The sequence below is a fragment of the Burkholderia gladioli genome, from assembly GCF_000959725.1.
Classification (GTDB): Bacteria; Pseudomonadota; Gammaproteobacteria; order Burkholderiales; family Burkholderiaceae; genus Burkholderia; species Burkholderia gladioli.
In genome coordinates, this window is sequence record NZ_CP009322.1 from 709,301 (window position 1) to 732,090 (window position 22,790).

General features: G+C 69.4%; 20 protein-coding genes. 15 read left to right on the forward strand and 5 right to left on the reverse strand.

From position 1 onward, the window contains the following. Positions 1–159: 159 nt before the first annotated feature. Genes BM43_RS03970 through BM43_RS03980 form a run of 3 tightly spaced genes read left to right on the forward strand, consistent with a single transcriptional unit; the run spans position 160 to position 4,144 of the window. The gene (locus BM43_RS03970) at positions 160–888 is read left to right on the forward strand and encodes a gluconate 2-dehydrogenase subunit 3 family protein (protein ID WP_036034620.1); all 729 of its coding nucleotides are present in this window, start codon (positions 160–162) and stop codon (positions 886–888) included. After that, positions 885–2,663 carry a GMC family oxidoreductase gene (locus BM43_RS03975; protein WP_196788428.1) on the forward strand — a complete coding sequence of 593 codons (1,779 nt, stop codon included), beginning with the start codon at positions 885–887 and terminating at the stop codon, positions 2,661–2,663. Before BM43_RS03970 ends, BM43_RS03975 begins: the two co-directional genes overlap by 4 nt. Before the next feature lie 50 nt (positions 2,664–2,713). Next, the gene (locus tag BM43_RS03980; RefSeq protein ID WP_042286022.1) at positions 2,714–4,144 is read left to right on the forward strand and encodes a c-type cytochrome; all 1,431 of its coding nucleotides are present in this window, start codon (positions 2,714–2,716) and stop codon (positions 4,142–4,144) included. Between the two features lie 77 nt (positions 4,145–4,221). Here BM43_RS03980 and BM43_RS03985 read toward each other — a convergent pair whose 3' ends face one another. Further along, positions 4,222–5,400, reverse strand: coding sequence for an iron-containing alcohol dehydrogenase (locus BM43_RS03985; RefSeq protein WP_036056766.1), 1,179 nt, complete (start codon positions 5,398–5,400; stop codon positions 4,222–4,224). Positions 5,401–5,765: 365 nt separating this feature from the next. Between BM43_RS03985 and BM43_RS03990 the strand changes: the two genes are divergently transcribed. From BM43_RS03990 to BM43_RS04005, 4 genes are all read left to right on the forward strand, one after another. Then, entirely contained in the window at positions 5,766–6,173 is a 408-nt protein-coding gene (locus tag BM43_RS03990; protein WP_013689823.1) for an aggregation-promoting factor C-terminal-like domain-containing protein, read from the forward strand. 5 nt (positions 6,174–6,178) lie between these two features. Further along, positions 6,179–6,673: a hypothetical protein gene (locus BM43_RS03995; RefSeq protein ID WP_025102184.1), complete on the forward strand. Its 495-nt coding sequence runs from the start codon at positions 6,179–6,181 to the stop codon at positions 6,671–6,673. 104 nt (positions 6,674–6,777) lie between these two features. Continuing rightward, on the forward strand, positions 6,778–7,122 hold the full coding sequence (locus BM43_RS04000; RefSeq protein WP_036056765.1) for a hypothetical protein: 345 nt from the start codon (positions 6,778–6,780) through the stop codon (positions 7,120–7,122). Positions 7,123–7,418: 296 nt separating this feature from the next. Continuing rightward, the gene (locus BM43_RS04005) at positions 7,419–7,838 is read left to right on the forward strand and encodes a VOC family protein (protein ID WP_036056764.1); all 420 of its coding nucleotides are present in this window, start codon (positions 7,419–7,421) and stop codon (positions 7,836–7,838) included. A gap of 42 nt (positions 7,839–7,880) precedes the next feature. Here BM43_RS04005 and BM43_RS04010 read toward each other — a convergent pair whose 3' ends face one another. After that, positions 7,881–9,968 carry a putative bifunctional diguanylate cyclase/phosphodiesterase gene (locus BM43_RS04010; RefSeq protein ID WP_036056763.1) on the reverse strand — a complete coding sequence of 696 codons (2,088 nt, stop codon included), beginning with the start codon at positions 9,966–9,968 and terminating at the stop codon, positions 7,881–7,883. Between the two features lie 432 nt (positions 9,969–10,400). Here BM43_RS04010 and BM43_RS41255 point away from each other — a divergent pair, with 432 nt between their 5' ends. The 5 genes from BM43_RS41255 to BM43_RS04030 all read left to right on the forward strand — a co-directional run bounded on the left by BM43_RS41255 (position 10,401) and on the right by BM43_RS04030 (position 15,968). Next, a complete protein-coding gene (locus BM43_RS41255; protein ID WP_155296531.1) occupies positions 10,401–10,553 on the forward strand; it encodes a hypothetical protein in 153 nt (50 codons plus the stop codon). A gap of 120 nt (positions 10,554–10,673) precedes the next feature. Next, a complete protein-coding gene (locus tag BM43_RS04015; RefSeq protein ID WP_036056762.1) occupies positions 10,674–12,929 on the forward strand; it encodes a TonB-dependent receptor in 2,256 nt (751 codons plus the stop codon). 13 nt (positions 12,930–12,942) lie between these two features. After that, the gene (locus BM43_RS04020; protein WP_013689829.1) at positions 12,943–13,731 is read left to right on the forward strand and encodes an ABC transporter ATP-binding protein; all 789 of its coding nucleotides are present in this window, start codon (positions 12,943–12,945) and stop codon (positions 13,729–13,731) included. Positions 13,732–13,740: 9 nt separating this feature from the next. Further along, the gene (locus BM43_RS04025) at positions 13,741–14,766 is read left to right on the forward strand and encodes an ABC transporter substrate-binding protein (RefSeq protein ID WP_042286009.1); all 1,026 of its coding nucleotides are present in this window, start codon (positions 13,741–13,743) and stop codon (positions 14,764–14,766) included. A gap of 233 nt (positions 14,767–14,999) precedes the next feature. After that, positions 15,000–15,968, forward strand: a complete 969-nt coding sequence (locus tag BM43_RS04030) for a FecCD family ABC transporter permease (protein ID WP_370448951.1) — start codon at positions 15,000–15,002, stop codon at positions 15,966–15,968. Between the two features lie 31 nt (positions 15,969–15,999). Here BM43_RS04030 and BM43_RS04035 read toward each other — a convergent pair whose 3' ends face one another. After that, the gene (locus BM43_RS04035) at positions 16,000–16,587 is read right to left on the reverse strand and encodes a DUF2878 domain-containing protein (protein ID WP_042286006.1); all 588 of its coding nucleotides are present in this window, start codon (positions 16,585–16,587) and stop codon (positions 16,000–16,002) included. A gap of 79 nt (positions 16,588–16,666) precedes the next feature. Further along, entirely contained in the window at positions 16,667–17,611 is a 945-nt protein-coding gene (locus BM43_RS04040) for an alpha/beta hydrolase (RefSeq protein WP_370448952.1), read from the reverse strand. A 99-nt stretch (positions 17,612–17,710) separates the two neighbouring features. On the opposite strand from BM43_RS04040, the gene BM43_RS41500 reads away from it, so the two are divergent. The 3 genes from BM43_RS41500 (at position 17,711) to BM43_RS04055 (ending at position 20,782) form a co-directional block, all read left to right on the forward strand. Next, entirely contained in the window at positions 17,711–17,965 is a 255-nt protein-coding gene (locus BM43_RS41500) for a hypothetical protein (RefSeq protein ID WP_036056759.1), read from the forward strand. Then, positions 17,965–18,918, forward strand: coding sequence for an alpha/beta hydrolase family protein (locus BM43_RS04050; RefSeq protein WP_036056758.1), 954 nt, complete (start codon positions 17,965–17,967; stop codon positions 18,916–18,918). The genes BM43_RS41500 and BM43_RS04050 overlap by 1 nt, the downstream gene beginning before the upstream one ends. A gap of 124 nt (positions 18,919–19,042) precedes the next feature. Continuing rightward, positions 19,043–20,782: a cation:proton antiporter domain-containing protein gene (locus BM43_RS04055; protein WP_036056757.1), complete on the forward strand. Its 1,740-nt coding sequence runs from the start codon at positions 19,043–19,045 to the stop codon at positions 20,780–20,782. A 120-nt stretch (positions 20,783–20,902) separates the two neighbouring features. Here BM43_RS04055 and tssF read toward each other — a convergent pair whose 3' ends face one another. Further along, complete coding sequence (gene tssF, locus BM43_RS04060; protein WP_036056755.1) at positions 20,903–22,789, reverse strand: type VI secretion system baseplate subunit TssF; 1,887 nt, start codon at positions 22,787–22,789, stop codon at positions 20,903–20,905. Position 22,790: the final 1 nt, after the last annotated feature.

Here is a 22,790-nt window from a genome sequence, read left to right on the forward strand (position 1 = left end):
GGTTCCATTTATAATGCGCGGGCCAAATGAAATGTAGGTGTCTTGTCTGGATCGCCTATTTTTCAAGATAACGGGCAGCGGCGGGGCGCGACGATCGGTGAGGACGTCGTGCCGAACGGCACGCGCCCGACCCGTCGCCCCAACCCAGAACGGACCATCATGACCACCCCACCCGACAAACCGGGCTCGCGGCGCCGCTTCCTGCAGACCAGCATCGCGCTGGTGCCCGCCGCCTCGCTGGCTGGCTGCGATCTCGGCAGGCACGAAGGCTCGGCGCCGGCGCAGTCAGCCGGCGCGCGCGCCGATGCCGGCCCCTACAAGCCGCGTTTCTTCGATGCCGCCGAATGGGCCTTCGTGCAGGCCGCCTGCGACCGGCTGATCCCGGCCGACGCCGAAGGGCCCGGCGCGCTGGAACTGGGCGCGCCCGAGTTCATCGATCGCCAGATGGAGACGCCCTATGCGCACGGCGCGACCTGGTACATGCAGGGGCCGTTCCAGCAGGGCGCGCCGGAACTGGGCTACCAATTGAAGCTGGTGCCGCGCGACATCTACCGGCTCGGCATCGCGGCGGTCGACCGCTACAGCCGCACCGCCTACGGCAAGCCCTTCGCCGAGCTCGACGCGGCCACGCGCGACACCGTGCTGGGCGCGCTGGAGGCCGGCAAGCTCGAACTCGGCGACGTGCCGGCCAAGGTGTTCTTCGGCCAGTTGCTGCAGAACACGCGCGAGGGGTATTTCTGCGATCCGGTGCACGGGGGCAATCGCGGCATGGCGGCCTGGAAGATGATCGGCTTCCCCGGCGCGCGCGCCGATTTCATGGATTTCGTCAATCAGGACGGCAAGCCCTATCCCTACGGGCCGGTGTCGATCAACGGGGAGCGCAGCTGATGGCCGAGAAGAAACCGCATGTCGATGCCGTGATCGTCGGCTTCGGCTGGACCGGCGCGATCCTCGCCAAGGAGCTGACCGAGGCCGGCCTCAAGGTGGTCGCGCTGGAGCGCGGCGAGTACCGCGATACCTATCCCGACGGCGCCTATCCGAACACGCTCGACGAGCTGACCTACAACGTCCGCAAGAAGCTGTTCCTGGATCTGTCGAAGACCACCCTGTCGATCCGCCACGCGCCGGGCGACACCGCGTTGCCTTACCGGCAGCTCGCGGCCTTCCTGCCTGGCGAGGGCGTGGGCGGCGCGGGCCTGCACTGGTCGGGCGTGCATTTCCGCATCATGCCCGAGGAGCTGCGCCTGCGTAGCCACTACGAGGAGCGCTACGGCAGGAAGTTCATCCCCGAGGGCATGACGATCCAGGACTACGGCGTCAGCTACGAGGAGCTCGAGCCGCACTTCGACTTCGCCGAGAAGGTGTTCGGCACCTCGGGGCAGGCCTATCGCGTGAACGGCAAGGTGGTGGGCGACGGCAACGTGTTCGAGGCCGATCGCAGCGACGGCTTTCCGCTGGCCGCCCAGCTGAACACCTATTCCGCCCAGCGTTTCTTCGACGCGTCCAAATCGCTCGGGCTGCACCCCTACCGGCTTCCCTCGGCCAATACTTCGGGGCCCTACACGAATCCCTACGGCGTGCAGATGGGGCCGTGCAACTTCTGCGGTTATTGCAGCGGCTATGCCTGCTACATGTACTCGAAGGCCTCGCCGAACCTGAACATCCTGCCGGCGCTCAAGCAGGAGCCGCATTTCGAGTTGCGCTCGAAGTGCCACGTGCTGCGCGTCGAGCTCGACGACACCAGGAAGCGCGCCACCGGCGTGACCTATGTCGATCCGGCCGGCCGCGAGGTGTTCCAGCCGGCTGACCTGGTGATCGTCGCCGCGTTCCAGTATCACAACGTCCACCTGCTGCTGCTGTCCGGCATCGGCAAGCCTTACGACCCGATCTCGGGCGAGGGCGTGGTGGGCCGCAATTTCGCCTACCAGAACCTGTCGACCATCAAGGCCTTCTTCGACCAGGACACCTACACGAATCCCTTCGTCGGCGCCGGCGGCAACGGCGTGGCGGTCGACGATTTCAATTCCGACAACTTCGACCACGGCCCGCTCGGTTTCGTCGGCGGCTCGCCGATGTGGGTCAACCAGGCCGGCGTCAAGCCGGTCAGCGGGATCGCCACGCCGCCCGGCACGCCGGCCTGGGGCTCGCAGTGGAAGAAGGCGGTCAAGCAGAGCTACGCGCACACCATCTCGATGGACGCGCACGGCTCGAACATGTCCTATCGCGACGTGTTCCTCGATCTCGATCCGACCTACCGCGATTCCTACGGGCAGCCGCTGTTGCGCATGACCTTCGACTGGAAGGACAACGACATCAGGATGGCGCGCTACGTCACCGGGCAGATGCACAAGATCGCCGAGGCGATGGGGCCCAAGGCGATCAGCGTATGGACCCGCGAGTTCGGCCAGCATTTCGATGCGCGCCAGTACCAGACCACCCACCTGGTGGGCGGCGCGGTGATGGGCACCGATCCGCGCACCAGCGTGCTGAACCGCTACCTGCAGAGCTGGGACGTGCACAACGTGTTCGTGATGGGCGCCTCGGCCTTCCCGCAGGGCACCGGCTACAACCCCACCGGGCTGGTGGCCGCGCTGGCCTATTGGTCGGCGCGCGCGATCCGCACGCAGTACCTGAAGAACCCCGGCCCCTTGGTGAGCGTATGAAGCAGAGCATCTTCTCGAGGAGCCCGCGTGCCGCGGCGTGGCGCGTGGCGATGGCGGCGGGCGTGGTGGCCGCCGCGGCGGCGCTGGCCTGGCCCGCGCTCGGCGCGAACCAGGCCGCAGTGGCGGTGAAGCCGGTGCCGGCTTCGTCGGGCGTGACCACGGCGCCGCTCGCGGCATCGGCATCGGCCGTGGCGGCGCCGGCCGCCGGCCACGACGCGGCGCGGGCCGAACTGCTCAAGCGCGGCGAATACCTGGCGCGCGCCGGCGACTGCATCGCCTGCCACAGCGCGCCGAACGGCAAGCCCTTCGCGGGCGGCCTGAAGTTCGACACGCCGATCGGCGCGATCTACTCGACCAACATCACGCCCGACGCGAAGACCGGCATCGGCGGCTGGCGCTTCGAGGACTTCGATCGCGCGGTGCGCGCCGGCGTGCGCAAGAACGGCGACACGCTCTATCCGGCGATGCCGTATCCGTCCTACGCGCGCCTGAGCGAGGAGGACGTGCGCGCGATGTACGCCTACTTCAGCCAGGGCGTGGCGCCGGTCGAGCAGCCCAATCGCGCGGTGGACATCGTCTGGCCGCTGTCGATGCGCTGGCCGCTCGCGATCTGGCGCAAGCTGTACGCGCCGGCGCCCAAGCCGTTCGAGGCCGCCTCGTACGCCGATCCGGTGCTGGCGCGCGGCGCCTACCTGGTGCAGGGGCTCGGCCATTGCGGCGCCTGTCACACGCCGCGCGCGCCGACCATGCAGGAGCGCGCGCTCGGCGACGCCGACGGCAGCGATTTCCTGGCCGGCGGCGCGGCGATCGACGGCTGGGTGCCCACCAGCCTGCGCGGCGAGCCGCGCACCGGCCTGGGCACCTGGTCCGAGCAGGAGATCGTGCGTTTCCTGAAGACCGGGCGCAACCTGCATACGGCTGCGTTCGGCGGGATGACCGACGTGGTCGACCACAGCATGCAGTACCTCAGCGATGCCGACCTGAGCGCCATCGCGCGCTACCTGAAGTCGTTGCCGCCGCGCGCGAGCGGCGAGACCGCCTACGCCTACGACGACGCGGCCGCCCAGGCGCTGCGCGCCGGCGACGCGAAGCGGCCGGGCGCGTCCGTCTACGTCGACAACTGCATGGCCTGCCACCGCAGCGACGGCCGTGGCTACACGCGCGTGTTCCCGGCGCTGGGCGGCAACCCGGTGGTGCAGGGCGCCGATCCCACCTCGCTGATCCACGTGGTGCTGGAAGGCGCAGCGCTGAACGGCACGCACGAGGCGCCGTCGAGCTTCACCATGCCGCCGTTCGGCTGGCGCCTGTCCGACCAGGAGGTCGCCGACGTCGCGAACTTCGTGCGCACCAGTTGGGGCAACACCGGCTCGACGGTGACGTCCGCCCAGGTGGCCAAGCTGCGCCGCGCGTATCCGGGCAAGCGCCCCGATGCGCCGCCGGGCGCGGACTTCGCGCGGCCTTCGGCGAGCCTAACGAACTAGGCTCCCGGGTCCATGAAAAAAACCGCGCGGGATGGCTGTCCCGCGCGGTTTTTTCTTTCCGGAGCCGGGCGAGGCGGCTATTGCACCTCGTCGTAGACGTGCTCGAACGCGCGCCGGTAGATCTCCAGCGCGCTGGCCTCGTCGATCTCGCAGGGATTATTGATCAGCAGCCGCTCCTGCTTCATCGCGTCGGCCGCCAGCCCCGCCAGGTCGCCGACGTCGATGCCGACCGCCTGCAGGTTGGCCGGCAGCCCCGCGTCGCGCGCCAGCCGCACCAGGTAGGCGATGAAGGCCTCGGCCTGTTCCTCGACCGGGCCGACCGGCTCGAGCCCGACCAACTGCCCGAGCTCGGCATACTGCTGCGCGGCGGCCTGCGCGTTGAAGCGCAGCACATGCGGCAGCACCAGCGCATTCGACAGCCCGTGCGGCACATGGAACACGCCGCCGATCGGGTAGGCCAGCGCATGCACGCCGCCCACTGGCGCGTTCGCGAAGGCCTGGCCGGCCAGCATCGCGCCGAGCAGCATGGCCGAGCGCGCGGCGAGGTCCTGGCCGTCGCGGCAGGCCGGCAGCAGGTTGGCGGTGAGCAATTGCAATGCCTTGCAGGCGAGGTGGTCCGACAGCGGATTCTTCAGACGCTTGCTGGTATAGGCCTCGATCGCGTGCACCATCGCGTCGATGCCGGTGGCGGCGGTCGCGGCCGGCGGCAGGCCGACCGTCAGCTCCGGGTCCAGCAAGGCCGAATCGGCGTAGAGTCGCGGCGAGACCACGCCGCTCTTGGTGGTCTTGCCGGTGGTCACGATCGAGATCGGCGTGACCTCGGAGCCGGTGCCGGCCGTGGTCGGGATCTGCACCAGCGGCAGGCGGCCGTGCTCGACGCGGTTCACGCCGTACATCTGCTCCAGCGGCTGCTCGCTCGCGCACAGCGCGGCCACCAGCTTGGCGACGTCCATCGAGGAGCCGCCGCCCAGCCCGATCACCAGCTCTGCGCCGAATTCGCGCGCGCGCCGGGCCGCGTCGCGCACCACCTCCTCGGGCGGGTCGGCCACCACCTCGTCGATCACCAGCACCTCCCAGCCGGCCCGCGCCAGGCTCGCCAGCGCCGGCGCGAGCGTGCCGCCGCGATGCAGGAAGGCGTCGGTGAGCACGCAGGCGCGGCGGCCGGCGTGGCGCTCGCGCAGCAACTCGCCGAGCCGGCGCGCGAGCCCCGCCTCGAGCACGATGTGGGGGACGGTCTGAAACGAAAACGATTGCATGGGGGCGTCTCCGGCTGTTTTCGTGGGGCGCGATGGGCGGCGTCGCGCGCTCGCGTGTGCCGGTCATGATACCGGCGTGCGCGGTTTTCGTTCCGGCCGGCCGCGGGCGCCGGCACGCCGGATCGATCCGCCGCTGCGCGATCGATTTAAATGCAGTGAAAATTACCGATCAATCAATTCGTCATTAAATCGACGGAAATTTTTACTAAATACGGCGGCATTCGACCGATTAATCGAATTCGATCGACGCCGTTTCACGCCGTTTCATTTACCTGGATGGTCAATGCGTTTATAGTCGCCGTCGGCCGACTCGACAGGCTTCGGGGACGGGTCGAGACGAGTGCCGCGATACCAGGAAAACCACCATGACCGCTACTCAGTCGACGCAGTCGAAGTCGAAATCGCATTCGAACCATCCGCGCCCGCCCAAGAAGCAGGGCTGGGTCGCGATCGACCCCTCGGTGGTGCCGCCCGCCTCGCAGAAGGCGCTGCGCGACGCGATCGCGCTCGAGAAGGCGCCCGTCACCGATTATGCCGACCTGTTGTGGATCATGGCGCAGGAATCGAGCGGGGTGGTGAACTCGCATAATCCGAATTCCACGGCGCGCGGCCTGTTCCAGTTGTTGCGCGCCCAGTACGCGCTGAATCCGAATGGCGAGAAATCCTTCGGTAATGCCGTCGAGGAAGCGCAGGGCGGGCTTCGATATATTTACGGCCGCTATCACAGCGCGCAGCATGCCCGTAAATTCTGGGAAAAACATCACTGGTATTGAACGCAATGAAAGGTCTTCGTTTCGCTGTCGCATCGATCGTTTTCGGTATCGCGGCGAACCTGGCGCTGGCCGCCAGCCCGGCGCCCGCGCCGGTGCCGCAATTCGACAACTTCCCGGCGCCGGCCTGGCACGGCAAGGTGGCCGCCACCACGATCCAGTCCGAGCAGGACCACAGGTTCGCCGCGCGGCTGCGCGAACTGTCGGGCAAGAAACCGAACTTCGCCGGCCATTACGCGCTGAGCAGCTGGGGCTGCGGCGCGTCCTGCACCATGACGGTGGCGGTCGACGCGAGGACGGGCGAGACCGTCTGGCTGCCGTTTACGGTCTGCTGCTGGGACGTCGACATCGACCAGCCGATCGAATTCCGGCGCAACAGCAAGCTGGTGATCGTGCATGGCAGCCGTAACGAAACCGGCAACGGAACCTACTATTATCTGTTCGATCAGAATCGCTTCACCTTGCTGCGCGGCGACGAACAACGGGTCAAGCCCGGTAGCTGAACGCCGCGCGGCGCGCTGGCGCCGGCCTCGAATTCCCGGGTTGTTTTTCCGGCATTCGTTCATACTTACCGCCGACGTTCAGCAATACACCGAAGGCGGACCGCATGACGAAACCTGAATTCACCGACACGGCGAGCGCGAGACCGGACCTGTTGTGCTACCTGGTCGCGATCGCCGCCGCCTCCTATGCGCTGACGCAGGAATGGCGCATCGACCACGTGGTCAGTTGCTGCCGCGGCTGGCTCGACAAGCAGCGCGTCACGATGGACTGGCTCGATCGCGTGCGCATCGGCCAACTGGCGCTGAAGATCGCCAGCCGCGACCTGCTCGGCGCCGGCATCGCGGTGCGGCTGTCGAGCGTGCCGGCGCTGTTCACCAGCGAGATGGAACTCAACGAGGCGTCCACCATGGTGCAGCGGATGATGGTGCTCTGCCAGGAGGCGCTGTAGAGGGCGCGCAACGTGCCTGACCGGTTCGCGTCGGCATCCCGGGCCGACCGCCGTTTCCCTCCTTCGCTGCTTCCCCCGATCTCCCGCCTCGTTCGCCGCGCGTCTCGCGCGGCGCCGGAAGCGTTCGGCCGCGCGCGGCGCGCTTCGCATCTCGCGCCGGGCGCGGCCGGCAGGATTCACGCAGCCGGCATATAGTGGGCGGCGCGCCGCCGTCGATCGCCAGCCACGCGCCACCCGGCTTGCGATTCGCTTGCGCGCTCCCCCCCACATCAGACTCTTTTGCAAGGAACCCGGCGATGTCAGATAGCGCGCTCACCTGCGGCATCGATCACCTCGGCCTGACCGTTCGCGACCTGGCCCAGACCCGCGACTTCTTCGTGCAGTGCCTGGGCTGGAAGCTGGTCGGCGAGCGGCCCGACTATCCGGCCGCCTTCGTCTCGGACGGCCATCTGGTGCTCACGCTCTGGCAGCTCAAGGAAAGCGAGGCGCCGGTCGAGTTCGACCGCAAGCGCAATGTCGGCCTGCATCACCTGGCCTTGCGCGTGGCCAGCGAGGCGGCGCTCAACGAGGTCCACCAGCGCGCCTCGGCATGGCCCGGCGTGCGCGTCGAGTTCGCGCCGGAGCCGCTCGGCAAGGGCCCCAAGCGCCACACGATGATCTACGAACCGGGCGGCATCCGCCTCGAGTTCGACCACGACACCAGCAAGCCGGCCTGAACCCGGCTGGATGGAAGCCCGGGCGGCCGGCTGCCGGCCCGCTCAGGCGGGCGCCGGGTCGGTCCCGGCGCCGGCGCGCTCGCGGATCAACTGCTCGAAGGCCTCGGCCGTCAGCGGCTGGCCGAGCAGGAAACCCTGCATCTCGTCGCACATCAGCGCGTTGAGCTTGTCGAGCTGGGTGGCGGTCTCGACGCCCTCGGCCACCACGTCCATGCCCAGCGAATGCGCCAGCGCGATGATGGCCGACACGATCGCCGCGCCTTCCTTGCCGTGCCGGTCCAGCCCGCTGGTGAAGAAGCGGTCGATCTTGAGTTGCTTGACGCGAAAGCGCTGCAGGTAGGCCAGGCTCGAATAGCCGGTGCCGAAATCGTCGATCGCGATCTCGAAGCCGGCTTGCTGGAAATCGCGGATCGCCACGATGGTGCGCTCGGCATCCTGCATCGCCATGGTTTCGGTGATCTCGAAGATGATCTGCCGCGGCGCCACCTGCTGCGCCTCGACGATCTCCAGCATCGCGTCCGCCAGCCCCGGCTGCGCGAGCTGGCGCGTCGACAGGTTGACGGCCACCTTCATGTTCGGCAGGCCCGCCTCGCGCCAGGCGCGGATCTGCCGGCAGGTCTCGCGCACCACCCAATAGCCGATTGGCACGATCTGCCCCGAGCGCTCGGCGATCGGGATGAAGTCGAGCGGGGCCAGCGCGCCGAGCTTGGGATGCTGCAGGCGGATCAGCGCCTCGGCGCCGGTCAGCGCCTGGGTCTCGCCGCGGAACTTCGGCTGGAAGTGCAGGCTGAAATAGCCGTTGGCGAGCGCCTCGTGCAGCGCCTGCTGGATCTGCAGGGTGCGCAGCGCGGCATCGTTCATGCCGACCTCGAAGAAGCGGTAGGTGCCGCGGCCGCCGCGCTTGGCCTCGTACATCGCCGCGTCGGCGTGCTTGAGCAGGGTGTCGACGGTCTCGCCGTCGCGCGGGTAGAGCGCGATGCCGATGCTCGGCGTGACGGGCAGCGGCGTGTCGGCGCTCCAGGCGCCGTCGCGGGTGCGCTCCAGCACCTTTTCCGCCACCAGCCGCGCATCCTGCGGCGAGACTAGCGGCTCCACCAGCACCACGAATTCGTCGCCGCCCAGGCGCGCCACCGTGTCGGCGGCCCGCACGCAGCCGCGCAGGCGCTGCGCGAAGCTCACCAGCACCTGGTCGCCGACCGAATGGCCGAGCGAATCGTTGATCGCCTTGAAGCCGTCGAGATCCATGAACAGCACCGCGAAGCCGGTCTGCCGGCGCCGCGCGCGGTCGATCGCCTCGACCATGCGCGCATTGAGCGTGCCGCGGTTGGGCAGGCCGGTCAGCGTGTCGAGCGTGGCGAGCCGCACGATCTCGCCGTTCAGGCTCGACACCGCGCGCGCCAGCCGGCTGTTGCGCATGTCGATGCGCGACAGCAGCAGGGTGACGATCAGGATCGCGAAGGTGAACAGCGTGACGGTGGTGGCCAGCCAGGTCGAATCGACGCCTTTCGCCGCGCCGCAGACGCTGCCGGGCGGGAAGTCGGCGGCGGCCATGCCGGCGTAGTGCATGCCGCTGATCGCCATGGCCATCACGAAGGCGGCCGCGATGCGCGCGCGCACCACCGAGCGGCGTTGCTCGTCGCGCAGGCGGCGCGCGATCGACAGCGCGGCGATCGAGGCGGCGATCGCGATCGCCAGCGAGGCGGCCAGCCAGCCGGGCTGGTAGTCGATGCCGGGCGCCATCTTCATGGCGGCCATGCCGGTGTAGTGCATGCCGGCGATGCCGCAGCCCATCAGCGTGCCGCTGATGGCCAGGTGGGTGCGGGTGGCCAGCGCGCGCGTGGTGAAGAACAGCGCGAAGCAGGACACCACGATCGCCAGCGCCAGCGAATAGCCGGTGTCGAGCACGTCGTAGCCGAGCGGGATCGGCAAGGAAAAGGCCAGCATCGCGATGAAGTGCATCGACCAGATGCCGGTGCCCATCGCCACCGCGCCGCCGGCCAGCCAGGCATGACGCTGCGGCGAACGGCCGAGCAGGGCGATGCGGCTCGTCAGGTCGAGCGCTGTGTACGAGGCCAGCGTCGCCACCACGAACGAGACCACCACCAGGAGGAAATTGTACGAGCCGTGCATGTCGAGAAAACGGAAGCAGGGGCGTGCGCGAGCGTCGGCGGCACGCGGCCGCCCCATCCTGCGCGCGAGCGGCGACTCGAGGCAAACGGGGCGGGAACGTCGCCCGCAGCGCGCGGCCGCAGGCCCAGCATCATAGCCCCAGCGCGGGGCGAATCGGCGGCAATCGTGACGGCGGCACATATTCCCGGAGATTGGAAAGCTGTTCCGAAGGCTTGTCGCCAATAAGGAAGTGATTTCGAATGCCTTCCGTGCGTATTTCGAACCACGCTAGAATGGCGCCCGCCAAGCTCGGAAGCGGGTGCAAATCCCGCGCGGTCGCGCCACTGTGACCGGATCGCCGTCTCTCGACGGCCAGGCCGGAAGTCAGACCTGAGCTTCGTCTGGTCCTTGATGTTTTGTTCCAACGGGGCGCGAAACCCCAGGAGACTCCGCGTGATTCATGCTGTCCGATTCCGCGACGCGTGCCGTGCTGGCGCGCGCCGTGTCGATTTTTCCCTCGATTTTTTCATTGCCGCCGCCTTGATTGGCTCGATGGGCGCCGCCGCGTCGCCCGATTCGACTTCGCCGCCGGATCGTCTGGCCTGAGCCGCAGCGCGTTCTTGCTCGCTCGCCAAGACTCCACGATCCGAGCCGCCGCCGACGCGGCACGCCGGATCATGCGCCGCATCCGCGGTGCACCTGCCACACGCCAATCCAGGCAAGGACATGAAACGTCATCACCATTCCGTCTTTCCGCGCGCGCCGCGCACGGCCCCTCGTCGCGCCTGCGCGAGCGCGGTCGCCATCGCCTCCCTGCTCGGCATGCCGCGCGTGGCGCTGGCCGACGACGCGCTGCCTTCGAAATCGACGACCGACGCGGCGCCGGCCGGTGCCGCTGGCTCCGCGAAACTCGCCGGCAGCGGCGGCGCGGCCCAGGCGCTGCCGGCCATCTCGGTGGGCGCCGCGCGCGCCGCCGCCGATGCCGGCAATCCCAGCAAGCCGGCCGGCACCGGCAGCCGGCTCGGCCTGTCGAGCCTCGACACGCCGGCCAGCGTCGAGACGCTCGACGGCGAGCGGATCCGCGAGCGCGGCGACACCAGCGTGCTCGATGCCGTCACGCGCGCGGCCGGCTTCGCGGCCAACGCGGCGCCCGGCAACGGCGGCACGTCGGTATCGGTGCGCGGCTTCAGCGGTCCCGAATCGATCACCACGCTGTATGACGGCACGCGCATGCTGGTGGGCGCGGGCACGGTGACCTTCCCGGTCGACACCTGGTCGGTCGAGCGCATCGAGGTGCTGCGCGGGCCGGCTTCGGTGCTGTACGGCGAGGGCGGGCTGGGGGGCGTGATCAACGTGGTGCCCAAGGCGCCTCGGCGCGAGCGCGAGACCAGCTTGCTGGTGGGCGCCGGCAGCTACGGCCAGAAGCGCGTCGCGCTCGACACCACCGGCGCGCTCGGGCCGATGCTCTCGTATCGCTTCCATGTGAACGACGATCGGCAGAACGGCTGGGTGCCGCGCGGCGAGTCGCATTTGACCTCGGTGGGCGGCGCGCTGAAGCTCGACGTGAATCCCTCGCTGTCGTTCACGCTCGACTACGATTTCGCGCGCCAGAAGCCGATGACCTATTTCGGCGTGCCGGTGATCGACGGCGTGCTCGATCCCGCCATGGCGCGGCAGAACTACAACGTCGGCGACGCCTCGATCGCCTATTACGATCGCTGGGCGCGCCTGAACACCACCTGGCGCGCAGCGCCCGGCATCACGGTGCGCAACCAGTTCTACGGCATGCTGACCGATCGCCATTGGCGCGATTCGGAAAGTTATGCGCTGCAGGGCGACGGCAGCGTGCTGCGCAGCGACTACATCGAGATCCGCCATCACGAGCGGCAGGTCGGCGACCGGCTCGACACCACCTTCGACGGCCATCTGCTGGGCCGCCAGAACCGGCTGGTGGTGGGCGCCGAATTCAACGACGTGAGCTTCGTCGATACCAGCAACACGCCCTTCGACGGGCAGTCGGTGGTGCCGGCCTTCGGCTTCGATCCCGGCTCGTTCTCGAGCCCGGACGCGACCGTGCCGGTGTTCCGCACGCACACGCGCCAGGCCGGCGTGTTCGCCGAGGATCGCATCGAGCTGAGCGATCGGCTGTCGTGGATCTCGGGCCTGCGCTACGACTACATCGACTACCAGCGCGATACCTTCGCCACGCCGAGCTCGCCCGCCTCGTCGTTCAGCAAGACCTTCGCGCATACCAGTTGGCGCACCGGGCTGGTGTTCTCGCTGACGCCCGACATCTCGCTGTACGGCCAGTACACCACCGGCACCGACGGCGTGGGTTCGCTGATCACGCTGTCCAAGAGCAGCAGCGCCTTCAACCTCTCGACCGGCGATCAATGGGAAGCGGGCTTCAAGCAGGCCTTCGCGGGCGGACGCGGCGCGTGGACGCTGGCGTTTTACCAGATCGTCAAGCGCAACCTCCTCAGCGTCGATCCGCAGAACCCCGGCCAGACCATCCAGGTGGGCAAGCAGTCCTCGCGCGGCGTCGAGTGGACCGGCGCCTTCAGGCTCGGCCACGGCATCTCGATCGACGCGAACGCGGCCTTCCTGCGCGCGCGCTACGACGACTTCAACGAATCGGTGGACGGCGTGAGCGTGTCGCGTGCCGGCAAGGTGCCGATCAACATCCCGCAGCAGACCGCCAATCTGTGGCTCGACTGGGCCTTCGCGCCGGGCTGGCGCGCCGGCGCGGGGCTGCGTTATGTCGGCCGCAGCTACGGCGATACCGCCAACACGGTGCCGCTTGCCTCCTATACGCTGCTCGACGCCTCGGCCTCGTGGCGCGCCACCCAGGACCTGACCTTGTCGCTCTACCTGCACAACCTGACCAACCGTGTCTATGTCGAGACCAGCCAGAACAGCGGCAGCGAGTGGCTGCTCGGCGCGCCGCGTTCGGGCGGCGTGACGGCGACGCTGAAGTTCTGAGCCGCGCCGCGCGATGAGCCATTTCCGCATCAGCTCGCTCGACTGGTCGCCCGCCGACCGACCGCGCGCCGCGCGCGCGCTGCTCAGCCGCGTCGCGCTGGAGGCGCGGCCCGGCGAGTTCGTCGGGCTGATCGGCCCGAACGGCAGCGGCAAGACCAGTCTGCTGCGCTGCGCGTTTCGCTACGAGCGTCCGCGCGCAGGCGCGATCGAGATCGGCGGCGAGGAAGTCTGGACCTTGTCGCCGCGGCGTGCCGCGCAGCGCATCGCGGTGGTGCTGCAGGATCCGCCCGACGAGTTCGGGTTGACGGTCGGGCAGGTGGTGGCGATGGGGCGCACGCCGCACAAGCGCATGCTCGAGGGCGAGACCGCCGAGGATCTCGCACGCATCGAGCGGGCGCTGAGCGACGTGGGCCTGGCCGGCACCGAGGCGCGCGCCTTCGCGACGCTGTCGGGCGGCGAGCGGCAGCGCGCGCTGCTGGCCCGCGCGCTGGTGCAGGCGCCCGAGCTGCTGATGCTCGACGAGCCCACCAACCATCTCGATGCGCGCCACCAGATCGCCTTGCTGGCACTGGTGAAACGGCTGCGCATCACCACGCTCGCGACCATCCACGATCTCAATCTCGCCGCCGCGTTCTGCGATCGGCTGTTCGTGCTCGCCGACGGCGAGATCGTCGCGAGCGGCACGCCCGACGAGGTGCTGACGACCGAGCTGCTGAGGGCCGTCTACGGCGTCGAGGCGATCGTCGACCGGCATCCCGGCGGCGCTTATCCGCGCATCACCCTGATCATCGACGAGGCCTGAGCGATCCGCATGAAGCCGTCCAACCCGAGTTCCCGTATTGCCTTCTTGCTGGCGCGCCGCGCGGCGGCGTTCGCCGTGTGCGCCGGCGCGCTGCTGCCGGCCGCGCCCTCGCTGGCCGCCGGCCACTATCCCGTCACGGTCCGCAGCTGCAATCGCTCGGTGAGCTTCGAGCGCGCGCCCGCGCGCGCCGTCAGCAACGACGTGAACCTGACCGAGATGATGCTCGCGCTGGGGCTGCGCGATCGCATGGCCGGCTATACCGGCGTGGGCGGCTGGAAGACCGCCACGCCGGCCTTGCGCGCCCAACTGGCCGGCCTGCCCGAGCTGGCGCGCCAGTATCCGGCGATGGAGACGCTGGTGGCGGCCGATGCCGATCTCTACGTGGCTGGCTGGAACTACGGCATGCGCGTGGGCGGGCCCGTCACGCCCGATACGCTGGCGCGCTTCGGCATCGCCGCCTACGAGCTGACGGAATCCTGCTCGCACGTGATGCCGCGCCCGCCGGCCTCGTTCGACGATGTCTATGCGGACCTGCGCAACCTCGGCGCGATCTTCGACGTCGCGCCGCGCGCCGACGCGCTGATCGCGGCGATGCGCGCGCGGGTCGAGGCGGTCGGGCGCGCGCTCGGGCTGAAGCGGGTGCCGGTGCGCACCTTCGTCTACGACAGCGGCGGCGACAAGCCGTTTACCGCGGGCCGTTATGCGATGCCCGATGCGTTGATCCGCGCGGCAGGCGGTGTCAACGTGATGGACGATCTCGCGCAGAGCTGGGCGGCGGTCGGCTGGGAGAGCGTGGTGGCGCGCGATCCGCAGGCGATCGTGATCGTCGACTACGGCGCCGAGACGGCCGCGCAGAAGATCCGCTACCTGAGCAGCAATCCCGCGCTGGCGGGGCTCGCGGCGGTGCGCGAGCGGCGCTTCATCGTGATTCCCTACGACGAGGCGACGCCGGGCGTGCGCAATGCCGAGGCGGTGGAGGCGATCGCGCGCGGGCTGCATCCCGCGGCGTTTGCCGCTGGCGAGGGCGGGAAGTGAGCGCGATGCGGGGCGTCGAGGAGGCGGCGGGCGAGTCGGCGAGGGTGGATTCGGGCTCGGGCTCGGTTTTGAGCGCGGGCCCGGATTGCGCTGCTGCCTCGGCTCCAGGCTCTGCTTCAGGCTCGGAGGCGCTAACGGCAGCCGCCGCTCCGGCCGCCCCGACTTCCCATGCCACGCGATCGGCATCGCGGCCCGCCAATCGACGCGCACGCCGCGCGATCCGGCTCGGTGCCGTGCTGCTGCTCGCCTCGATGCTGGTCGCCACCGGTCTCGGCCCGGTGGCCATCGCGCCGGGCACGGTGGCGCGCGTGCTGCTCGCGCATCTCGGCGGACACGCGGCGCCGCGCGTGGCGCCCGGCATCGATACCATTGTCTGGCTGATCCGCCTGCCGCGCGTGCTGCTCGGCGCGCTGGTCGGCGCCACCCTGGCGATGGTCGGCGTGGCCCTGCAGGCGGCCACCGGCAATCGCATGGTCGACCCGCACCTGCTCGGCGTCAGTTCGGGCGCCTCGCTCGGCGCGGTGGCGGCCACCGTCTGGTTCGGCGCCGCCTTCGGCTGGCTGACGCTGTCGGCGTTCGCCTTCGCCGGCGCGCTCGGCGCCACCGCGCTGGTGATCCTGCTCGGCGTGCGCTCGGGACGGCTCGATTCCTCGCGGCTGTTGCTGTCGGGCGTGGCCGTCTCGTTCGCGATGATGGCGCTGGCCAACCTGCTGATCTACCTCGGCGATCCGCGCGCGGCGCAGTCGGTGCTGTTCTGGATGCTCGGCGGGCTGGGGCTGGCGCGCTGGTCCCTGCTGCCGGTGCCGGCGCTGTGCCTGGCCGCTGGCGGCCTGCTGCTGATGGGCCGCCGCCGCGAGCTCAATGCGCTGACCAGCGGCGACGTGGCCGCCGCCGCGCTCGGCGTGGACGTCTCGGCGCGGCGGCGCGAGCTGTTCGTGGTCTGCTCGCTGCTGACCGCGGCCGCGGTGGCCGTCAGCGGCGCGATCGGCTTCGTCGGGCTGGTGGTGCCGCACGTCTGCCGCCGGCTGTTCGGCGCCGAGCATGGCGCCCTGCTGCCGATGGCGGCGCTCGGCGGCGCGCTGGCGCTGGTCTGGGCCGACGTGCTGGCGCGCATCCTGATCGCGCCCGACGACCTGCCGATCGGCGTGATCACCGCCCTGATCGGCGGGGCGATGCTGGTGGGGCTGGTGCGGCGCGGCTAGCGGAACGCCGCGAGGCCGGTGCCGAGGATGCTCACTGCTCCTCGCCGGCTTGCCTTGGCAAGGGCGCCATGCCGTCGCGATACCGAGCCACCTGCACCGCGGCCGGCAGGAGCACGGCCCAGCCCGCGGCCAAGGCGGCGAAGGCCGCCGCGGGAGGCGCGAAGCTTACCGCGCCGAGCGCCGCGCCCGCGCGAAACGACAGCGGCCCGGCGAGCGCGCCCAGCATCGCCGCGAGCCAGGGCCGGCCGCGCAGCCGGACGAAGACGACATTGAGCTGGATCGCGAAGATCGCCCAGAGCGCGGCGATCCAGGCCGGCGCGCCCAGGGCGCCGGCCGGATGACCCGGATAGACGAGCCAGCCGGTTTCGGCCAGGACGCTGTCCCAGCACCAGCCGAGCAGGGTCACCGCGAGGATCGAGCTGGCTTCCACCGATGGCCGGGCGGCGCGTGACAGGTGCCAGCTCGCCATGCCGGCGGCGCAGAGCCAGCCGGGCACCGGATCGGCGTGCGCGCCCCCATGCACGGCCGCCAGCCAGGCTGCCTGGCCCACCACCCAATAGAGCGCCACGGGATGCCCGCCATGGCGAGCAGGCTTGCGCGACGCGGCCGAGGTCGGCATCGGGCGATGCGCTCGGCGGCGTGACAGCCGACAGGCGACGAAGTGACGGCGCAGGCATCGGGCCGCCCGACCGTCCGTATCAGTGCGCATCGACGAAGTCCGTGACATCGTCGAGCACCGGGCCGACCGGGATCAGGCGCTTCAGGGCGATCAGGGGCGTGGCCAGGCTGCCCACCATCATTTCGTGCGTCAGCCTCGGGTATCGGCGCACCTGGACCGCATCGCCGTGCGCGCGCAGGCGTGCAGCCATCCGCTCGGTGTTGCCCGGATCGACGATATCGTCGCGCATGCCCACGCCGAGCAGGATGGGTGGCTCACCGCCCCGGACGAAATCGATGGGCTGGCTCGCGGTGCGCTGCGAGGCCGGGAAAATGCGCTCCAGCGTGCTGTCCCGCAAGGGCAGGAAATCGTATGGGCCGGCCAGGCCGATCACGCCGGCCAGGGCATGCGACGGCAAGCCGGCGCGGGCCAGCCATGACCGATCGGTCGCCAGCAGCAGCGCGATCTGCGCGCCGGCCGAATGGCCCGCCAGAAACAGGCGGTCCGGATCCGCGCCGTAGACCGCCGCGTGGTCCCTGGCCCAGCGCACGGCCGCGGCGGCATCCTCCATGAAGCCGGGAAACGCGACCTGGGGGAATACGCGATAGTCGGGAATGGCCACCACCATGCCGCGCGAGGACAGCGCTTGGCCGACGAAGCGGTAATCGGCGCGCAGGCCGCCTTGCCAACTGCCGCCGTAGAAGAACACGACCATCGGGCGCCGCGCCGTCGGGTTCGCGGTCGGCACGTAGACGTCGATGCCCTGTCGCGGGTCGGCTCCGTAGGCGAGCTGGGAGAATCGGGTATGGCCGGTGCGCGGCACCATCGCGTTGAGCCAGGCCAGTGGGTGGAGGTATGCCCAGCCGATGCCGGTTGCCAGGATGCTGGCACCTGCCAACAGGCGCAGGGACTGTTTTCTCATGCACGATTCCGTCTTGATGAAAGTGGCCGGGAGCGCGTGATCGGGCGCGACATTGCCTTGAATACGGCCAGGCCGGCATCGCGGATGCATCCGGCGTGGAACCTCGGCCGTATTGTCCAGGCTTGCCCAGCCGTTTCGGCCAGGCGCAAACAGGAGCCGAACATGAAGATCCGGATGACGATCGCCGCAATCGCGATGGGGGCGGCATGCATTACCGCAAGCCAGGCTGGACAGGGTGCAGGCAACGCGCACGGCGCGGCGACCGCCGGCATGACCTACCACGGGGACCCGGTGTCCGGCCCCACCAGTCCCTTGCCGCCGAAGTCGAACACGCCGTATTTGACGCACGGCGCGGCGGGTCGCGCCGCGCCCGATCCAGCGGCGTCCTCGGCCGCCGCGACGTCGAAAGACCAGTGATGGTGGCCTCGGGGCGCGATCGGCGCGGGTCGACGCGCCTCGCGGCGATGCGCGTGGCCGCGTGCCTGCTCGGCTGGACGGTTCTGCTGCCGGGCACGGTCGCCACCGCGTGCGCGCAGCCGATCGCGCTCGCCGCGTATCTCGCGGTACGCGGGCCGGCCGCGGACCTGGTGTTCCACTATGGCTCCGCACCCTCGCAGGTCGTCGAGTTGTTCAGGCCGGCCGGTCGCGGTCCGTTTCCCGTGGCGATCCTGATTCACGGCGGCTGCTGGCAAAGCCGCTACGGCGGCCTGCCGCAATTCCGCGCGATCGGCGCCCGCCTGGCGGCGCAGGGCATCGCGGCCTGGAATGTCGAGTACCGGCGGCTCGACGAACCCGGGGGCGGCTATCCCGGCACGTATCAGGACGTGGGGTCGGCCATCGATTGGCTGGCGTCGCGCGCGGCCGCGCTTCGTCTCGATACGCGCCGCGTCGTGGCGGTCGGGCATTCGGCCGGCGCGCAACTCGCGCTGTGGGCCGCCGCGCGAGCACGGCTGCCGCGGGCCAGCGTGTTGTCCGTCGCGCATGCCATGGCGATTCCCGATGTCGTGAGCCTCGGCGGCCTGCCGGACCTGGAACACGATGCGCAAGCCATCCGCCAGGCGTGCGGCGTGGACGTCGCCGCGTTGACGGGCTTGCCGGACGACAATCGCCCCGACGTTTTCTCGGACACCTCGGCCGCGTCCATGCTGCCGAATGACACCTCGGTCATCGCCATCACGGGCGAGCTCGATGCGGTGGCGCCCCCCGAGCTGGCGGCTCGATACGTCGATCGGGTGCGAGCCGCCGGCGACCCGGCCCGCGCCGTGGTGGTGCCCGATGCCGGCCACCTGGACGAAGCCGTGCTCGATTCCCCGGTCTGGCCGATTCTCGAGGCCACGATCCGCGAAGTCCTGCACCTGCCGGCGCGCTGACGCGAAGCCAGGCACGCGCGGCCGCCGACTTGGCCCCGCTTTTTTTCGCGGCCGCCTCCCCATTCGAGGCGATGTTCCCTTATCCTGATAAGCTTTCGAAACCTTTACATCGAATGGAGGGCGGATGCCGCATGACGTCAGTCTGATCGCTTTGCTTGCAGCCGGTTTCGGCCTCGCGATGGTGTTCGGCTATCTTGCTTCGCTGCTGAAGATGCCGCCGCTGGTCGGTTACCTGCTGGCCGGCATCGTGATCGGCCCCGGCACGCCCGGTTTCGTCGCCGATCTCGCGCTCGCGCAGCAATTGGCCGAGATCGGGGTGATGCTGCTGATGTTCGGCGTCGGCCTGCATTTCTCGCTGGGCGACCTGCTCGCGGTGCGCAAGATCGCGCTGCCCGGGGCGATCGTGCAGATCGCGGTGGCCACCGTGCTGGGCGGCGGCCTGGCGCTGGCCTGGGGCTGGAACATCGGCGCGGCGCTGGTGTTTGGCCTGGCGCTGTCGGTGGCGAGCACGGTGGTGCTGCTGCGGGCGCTGGAAGGGCGCGGGCTGGTGGAATCGGTCAACGGGCGTATCGCGGTGGGCTGGCTGGTGGTCGAGGACCTGGTGATGGTGCTCGTGCTGGTGCTGCTGCCGCCGCTGGCCGCGCTGCTCGGCGGCTCGCCCGAGGGCGCGGGCCACGGCGGCGCGCCGGACGGCAACCTGTGGGGCACGCTCGGCATCACCTTCCTGAAGGTGTCCGCCTTCATCGCGCTGATGCTGGTGGTCGGCAAGCGGGTGTTTCCGCGCATCCTCTGGCTGGTGGCGCGCACCGGCTCGCGCGAGCTGTTCACGCTGTGCATGATCGCGGCCGCGGTGGGCGTGGCCTTCGGCGCGGCCAAGCTGTTCGACGTGTCGTTCGCGCTGGGCGCCTTCTTCGCCGGCATGATGATGCGCGAATCCGAGTTCAGCCGGCGCGCCGCCGACGAGACCCTGCCGCTGCGCGACGCCTTCTCGGTGCTGTTCTTCATTTCGGTGGGCATGCTGTTCGATCCGCGCATCCTGATCGAGCAGCCGCTGCACGTGCTGGAGGTCGCGCTGATCGTGGTGATCGGCAAGACACTGGCGGCCGTGGCGCTGGTGCTGGCCTTCCGCTATCCGCTCAATACCGCGCTGACTGTCGGCGCCGGCCTCGCGCAGATCGGCGAGTTCTCCTTCATCCTGGCCGGGCTGGGCCGCTCGCTCGGGCTGCTGTCGGCCGAGGGGCAGAGCCTGATCCTGGCCGTCGCGCTGATCTCGATCGCCATGAACACCTTCCTGTTCGCCGCGATCGAGCCGGCCCTGGTGTGGATCCGCAAGCATTCGGCCTTCGCGCGGCGCCTCGAGTCGCGCGACGATCCGCTCGCCGCGCTGCCGATGTCGACGCCGCAGACGCATCTGACCGGGCAGGTCGTGATCGTCGGTTATGGCCGGGTCGGCACGCGCATCGCGGTGGCGCTCGACGAGCGGCGGATTCCCTACGTGGTGGTGGAGCAGAACCGCGAGACGGTCGAGAAGCTGCGCGAGAACGGCGTGGCCGCCGTGAGCGGCGACGCGATCGAGCCGATCGTGCTGGTGCAGGCGCATATCGCGCGGGCCGGCATGCTGGTGGTGACGCTGCCCGATACCTTCGACGTGCGGCAGATCGTGGAGATCTCGCGCACGCTCAATCCCGGTATCGAGATCGCGCTGTGCACCAACAGCGGCGACGAGGCGGCCCTGCTGACCAGCGAGGGCGTCGGCACGGTGTTCATCAGCGAGACCGAGCTCGCGCGTGGGATGACCGAGCATGTGCTCGCCAGGATGGGGGCAACCCAGCCGGCGGCGGCATCGGCATCGACATCGCATTGAACGCGGCGCGCCCCGGGCGCGTGCGCGGATGACGGGTAATGAGAGGGTGGGGGGTACTTGAGGCGCCGGCGGAATCGCGGCGCCATTTTTTTTGCGCCGACGAGTCTGGCGGGCGTGGCGTCAGAGCAGCGGCTGGGTGCCTTGCAAGGCCTCGCCGCGGCTCAGTTCCTTCCCGGTTTCGGCGGCGTGAACCACGAGCTGCACGTAGCTGCCGGCGGGAGCGTAGAGCGCGAAGAATCGCGCGAGCAGCCGCGTGAAGACGACGAGGCTGGTGCCGCGCAATGCCGTCTCGTCGAGTGCGAGCCTGATCTCGATGCCGCGCACGAGCGATGAGCTTTGTCGGGCGAGTGACAGGCATCGCGAGGCGGGCTTGTGATCCAGGTTCGCGATCGCCTCGATGCAGCGCTGCGCAAAGGCGTTCGAGCGGGAGGCATGCAGCTTCAGGATCGCCTTCAGCGCGGGCAGGCCGTCGCGAGTCAGGTTGGTCGGATGCGGCGACAGGGCGGACAGCAGGTGCCATGGGGCGTCGTCTTCACGCGGCAAGGCAGATGGCGGCGTGGGGTGCGTGATCAGCCGGATCGGGCAGCCCAGCGGCTCGTCCTCGAGCCGCAGGTCTCCCGAGGCTTTGCCGATCGGGATTCGCGAGGGCAAGTCGTGATTGGTGGCGGTCGTCATCACGTCGACTTGCCGGAGCTTCGGATGCGTGGGACGGCCGTCGAGATCCACCAGCGACAGCATCGTTACCGGGAAGTCGGCTCGCCCGGGGGCGTGCGCGCGAAACGCGATCCAGTAGACGTGGGAGGGATCGGGTTCCCGGCCATGGCTGAATGCCTGGTAGGGCGCGGCCGGGGTGAGAACTCGCGGCGGGTCGTCCGCCGCGGCTGTTTTCGGCTTTGCGTTCTCGTTGATGGTGGGCTCGCCGAGATGGACGGTATCGATCGAATACACGTCCAGCGGTGCGAGTTTTTCCAGCGGAACGGGCGTGACGGGATAGGCGAGGTCTTGTTGCAGGGTGATCGGTATCGCCGGCCGCTTGAACAGGTTGACGAGCGGTGTGCAGAACAGCTCGAAGGTGTCGACGTCCAGCGAGGTGAGCGCTTGCGCGGCCGGCGACTCGGCGGGCGTTTCGCGCAGCACGACGTGCAAGCTCAGCAATCGCGCTTCGGGTGCCTTCGCGGCGCGGCTGACGTAGCCGAGGTCGAGATCGACGAAGTCGAACAGCTCCGGGAACGTGAAATATTCCAGCAGGTAGCGAAGTGCCTTGGCGCTGCCGGCATGCGTCTCGCCGGGCGGCAGCAGGCGCTCGGTGTCGCCGAATCCCACGCAGGAAAAGGGGACGCTCGATAGCGAGGTCCATTTGCGGCCTTGATCCACTTCGACATAGGCCTTGGTTGCGTGCAGCAACAAGGCATCGAGCGTCGCGGCAAGCAAGGGACGATCGCCGCGGAGGTGGATGCGGACTGGATCGTCGCAGATGGCGCTGGCCAGCGAGCCGGCCGCCGAGCCGAAGGTGATCGAGACGATGCCGGTGGCCTTGGCTGGCAGGACCACGGACGTTGGCGCGTGGGTGGCAGGCGTGTATCTAGCGTCCCGGATTTGCAGGGGCGTGAGCGTGACATCGTAGATCGACCTGAATCTGACCGGCGCCTCGGACATGTTCAGCATCGCGCCATGCCTGACGATCCGCGGCTCGCTCAATTGTCCGACCATGGCACGCGGGTCGAAGCGGGCGATCGCGCAGGATGGCACCGAACGCAAGTGGTGTGGATGGACAAGGCTGAGGAGGGCCTCGGTGAATTCCGGGTAGCTGTCCGCCAGCTTCGAATCGAGACGAGCCGCAAGCAGTGAAAACTTCTGGATCAAGCGCTCAAGGTAGGGATCGTCGGTATGCCCGCCGTGAATGCCGAGGCGCGTCGCGATTTTCGGGTAACGGTTTGCGAAGTCCGTCAATGCCCGAGCGAACAGGGCCCGCTCATGTTCGAAGTGCGGCAGCAGGTGATGGTCCATT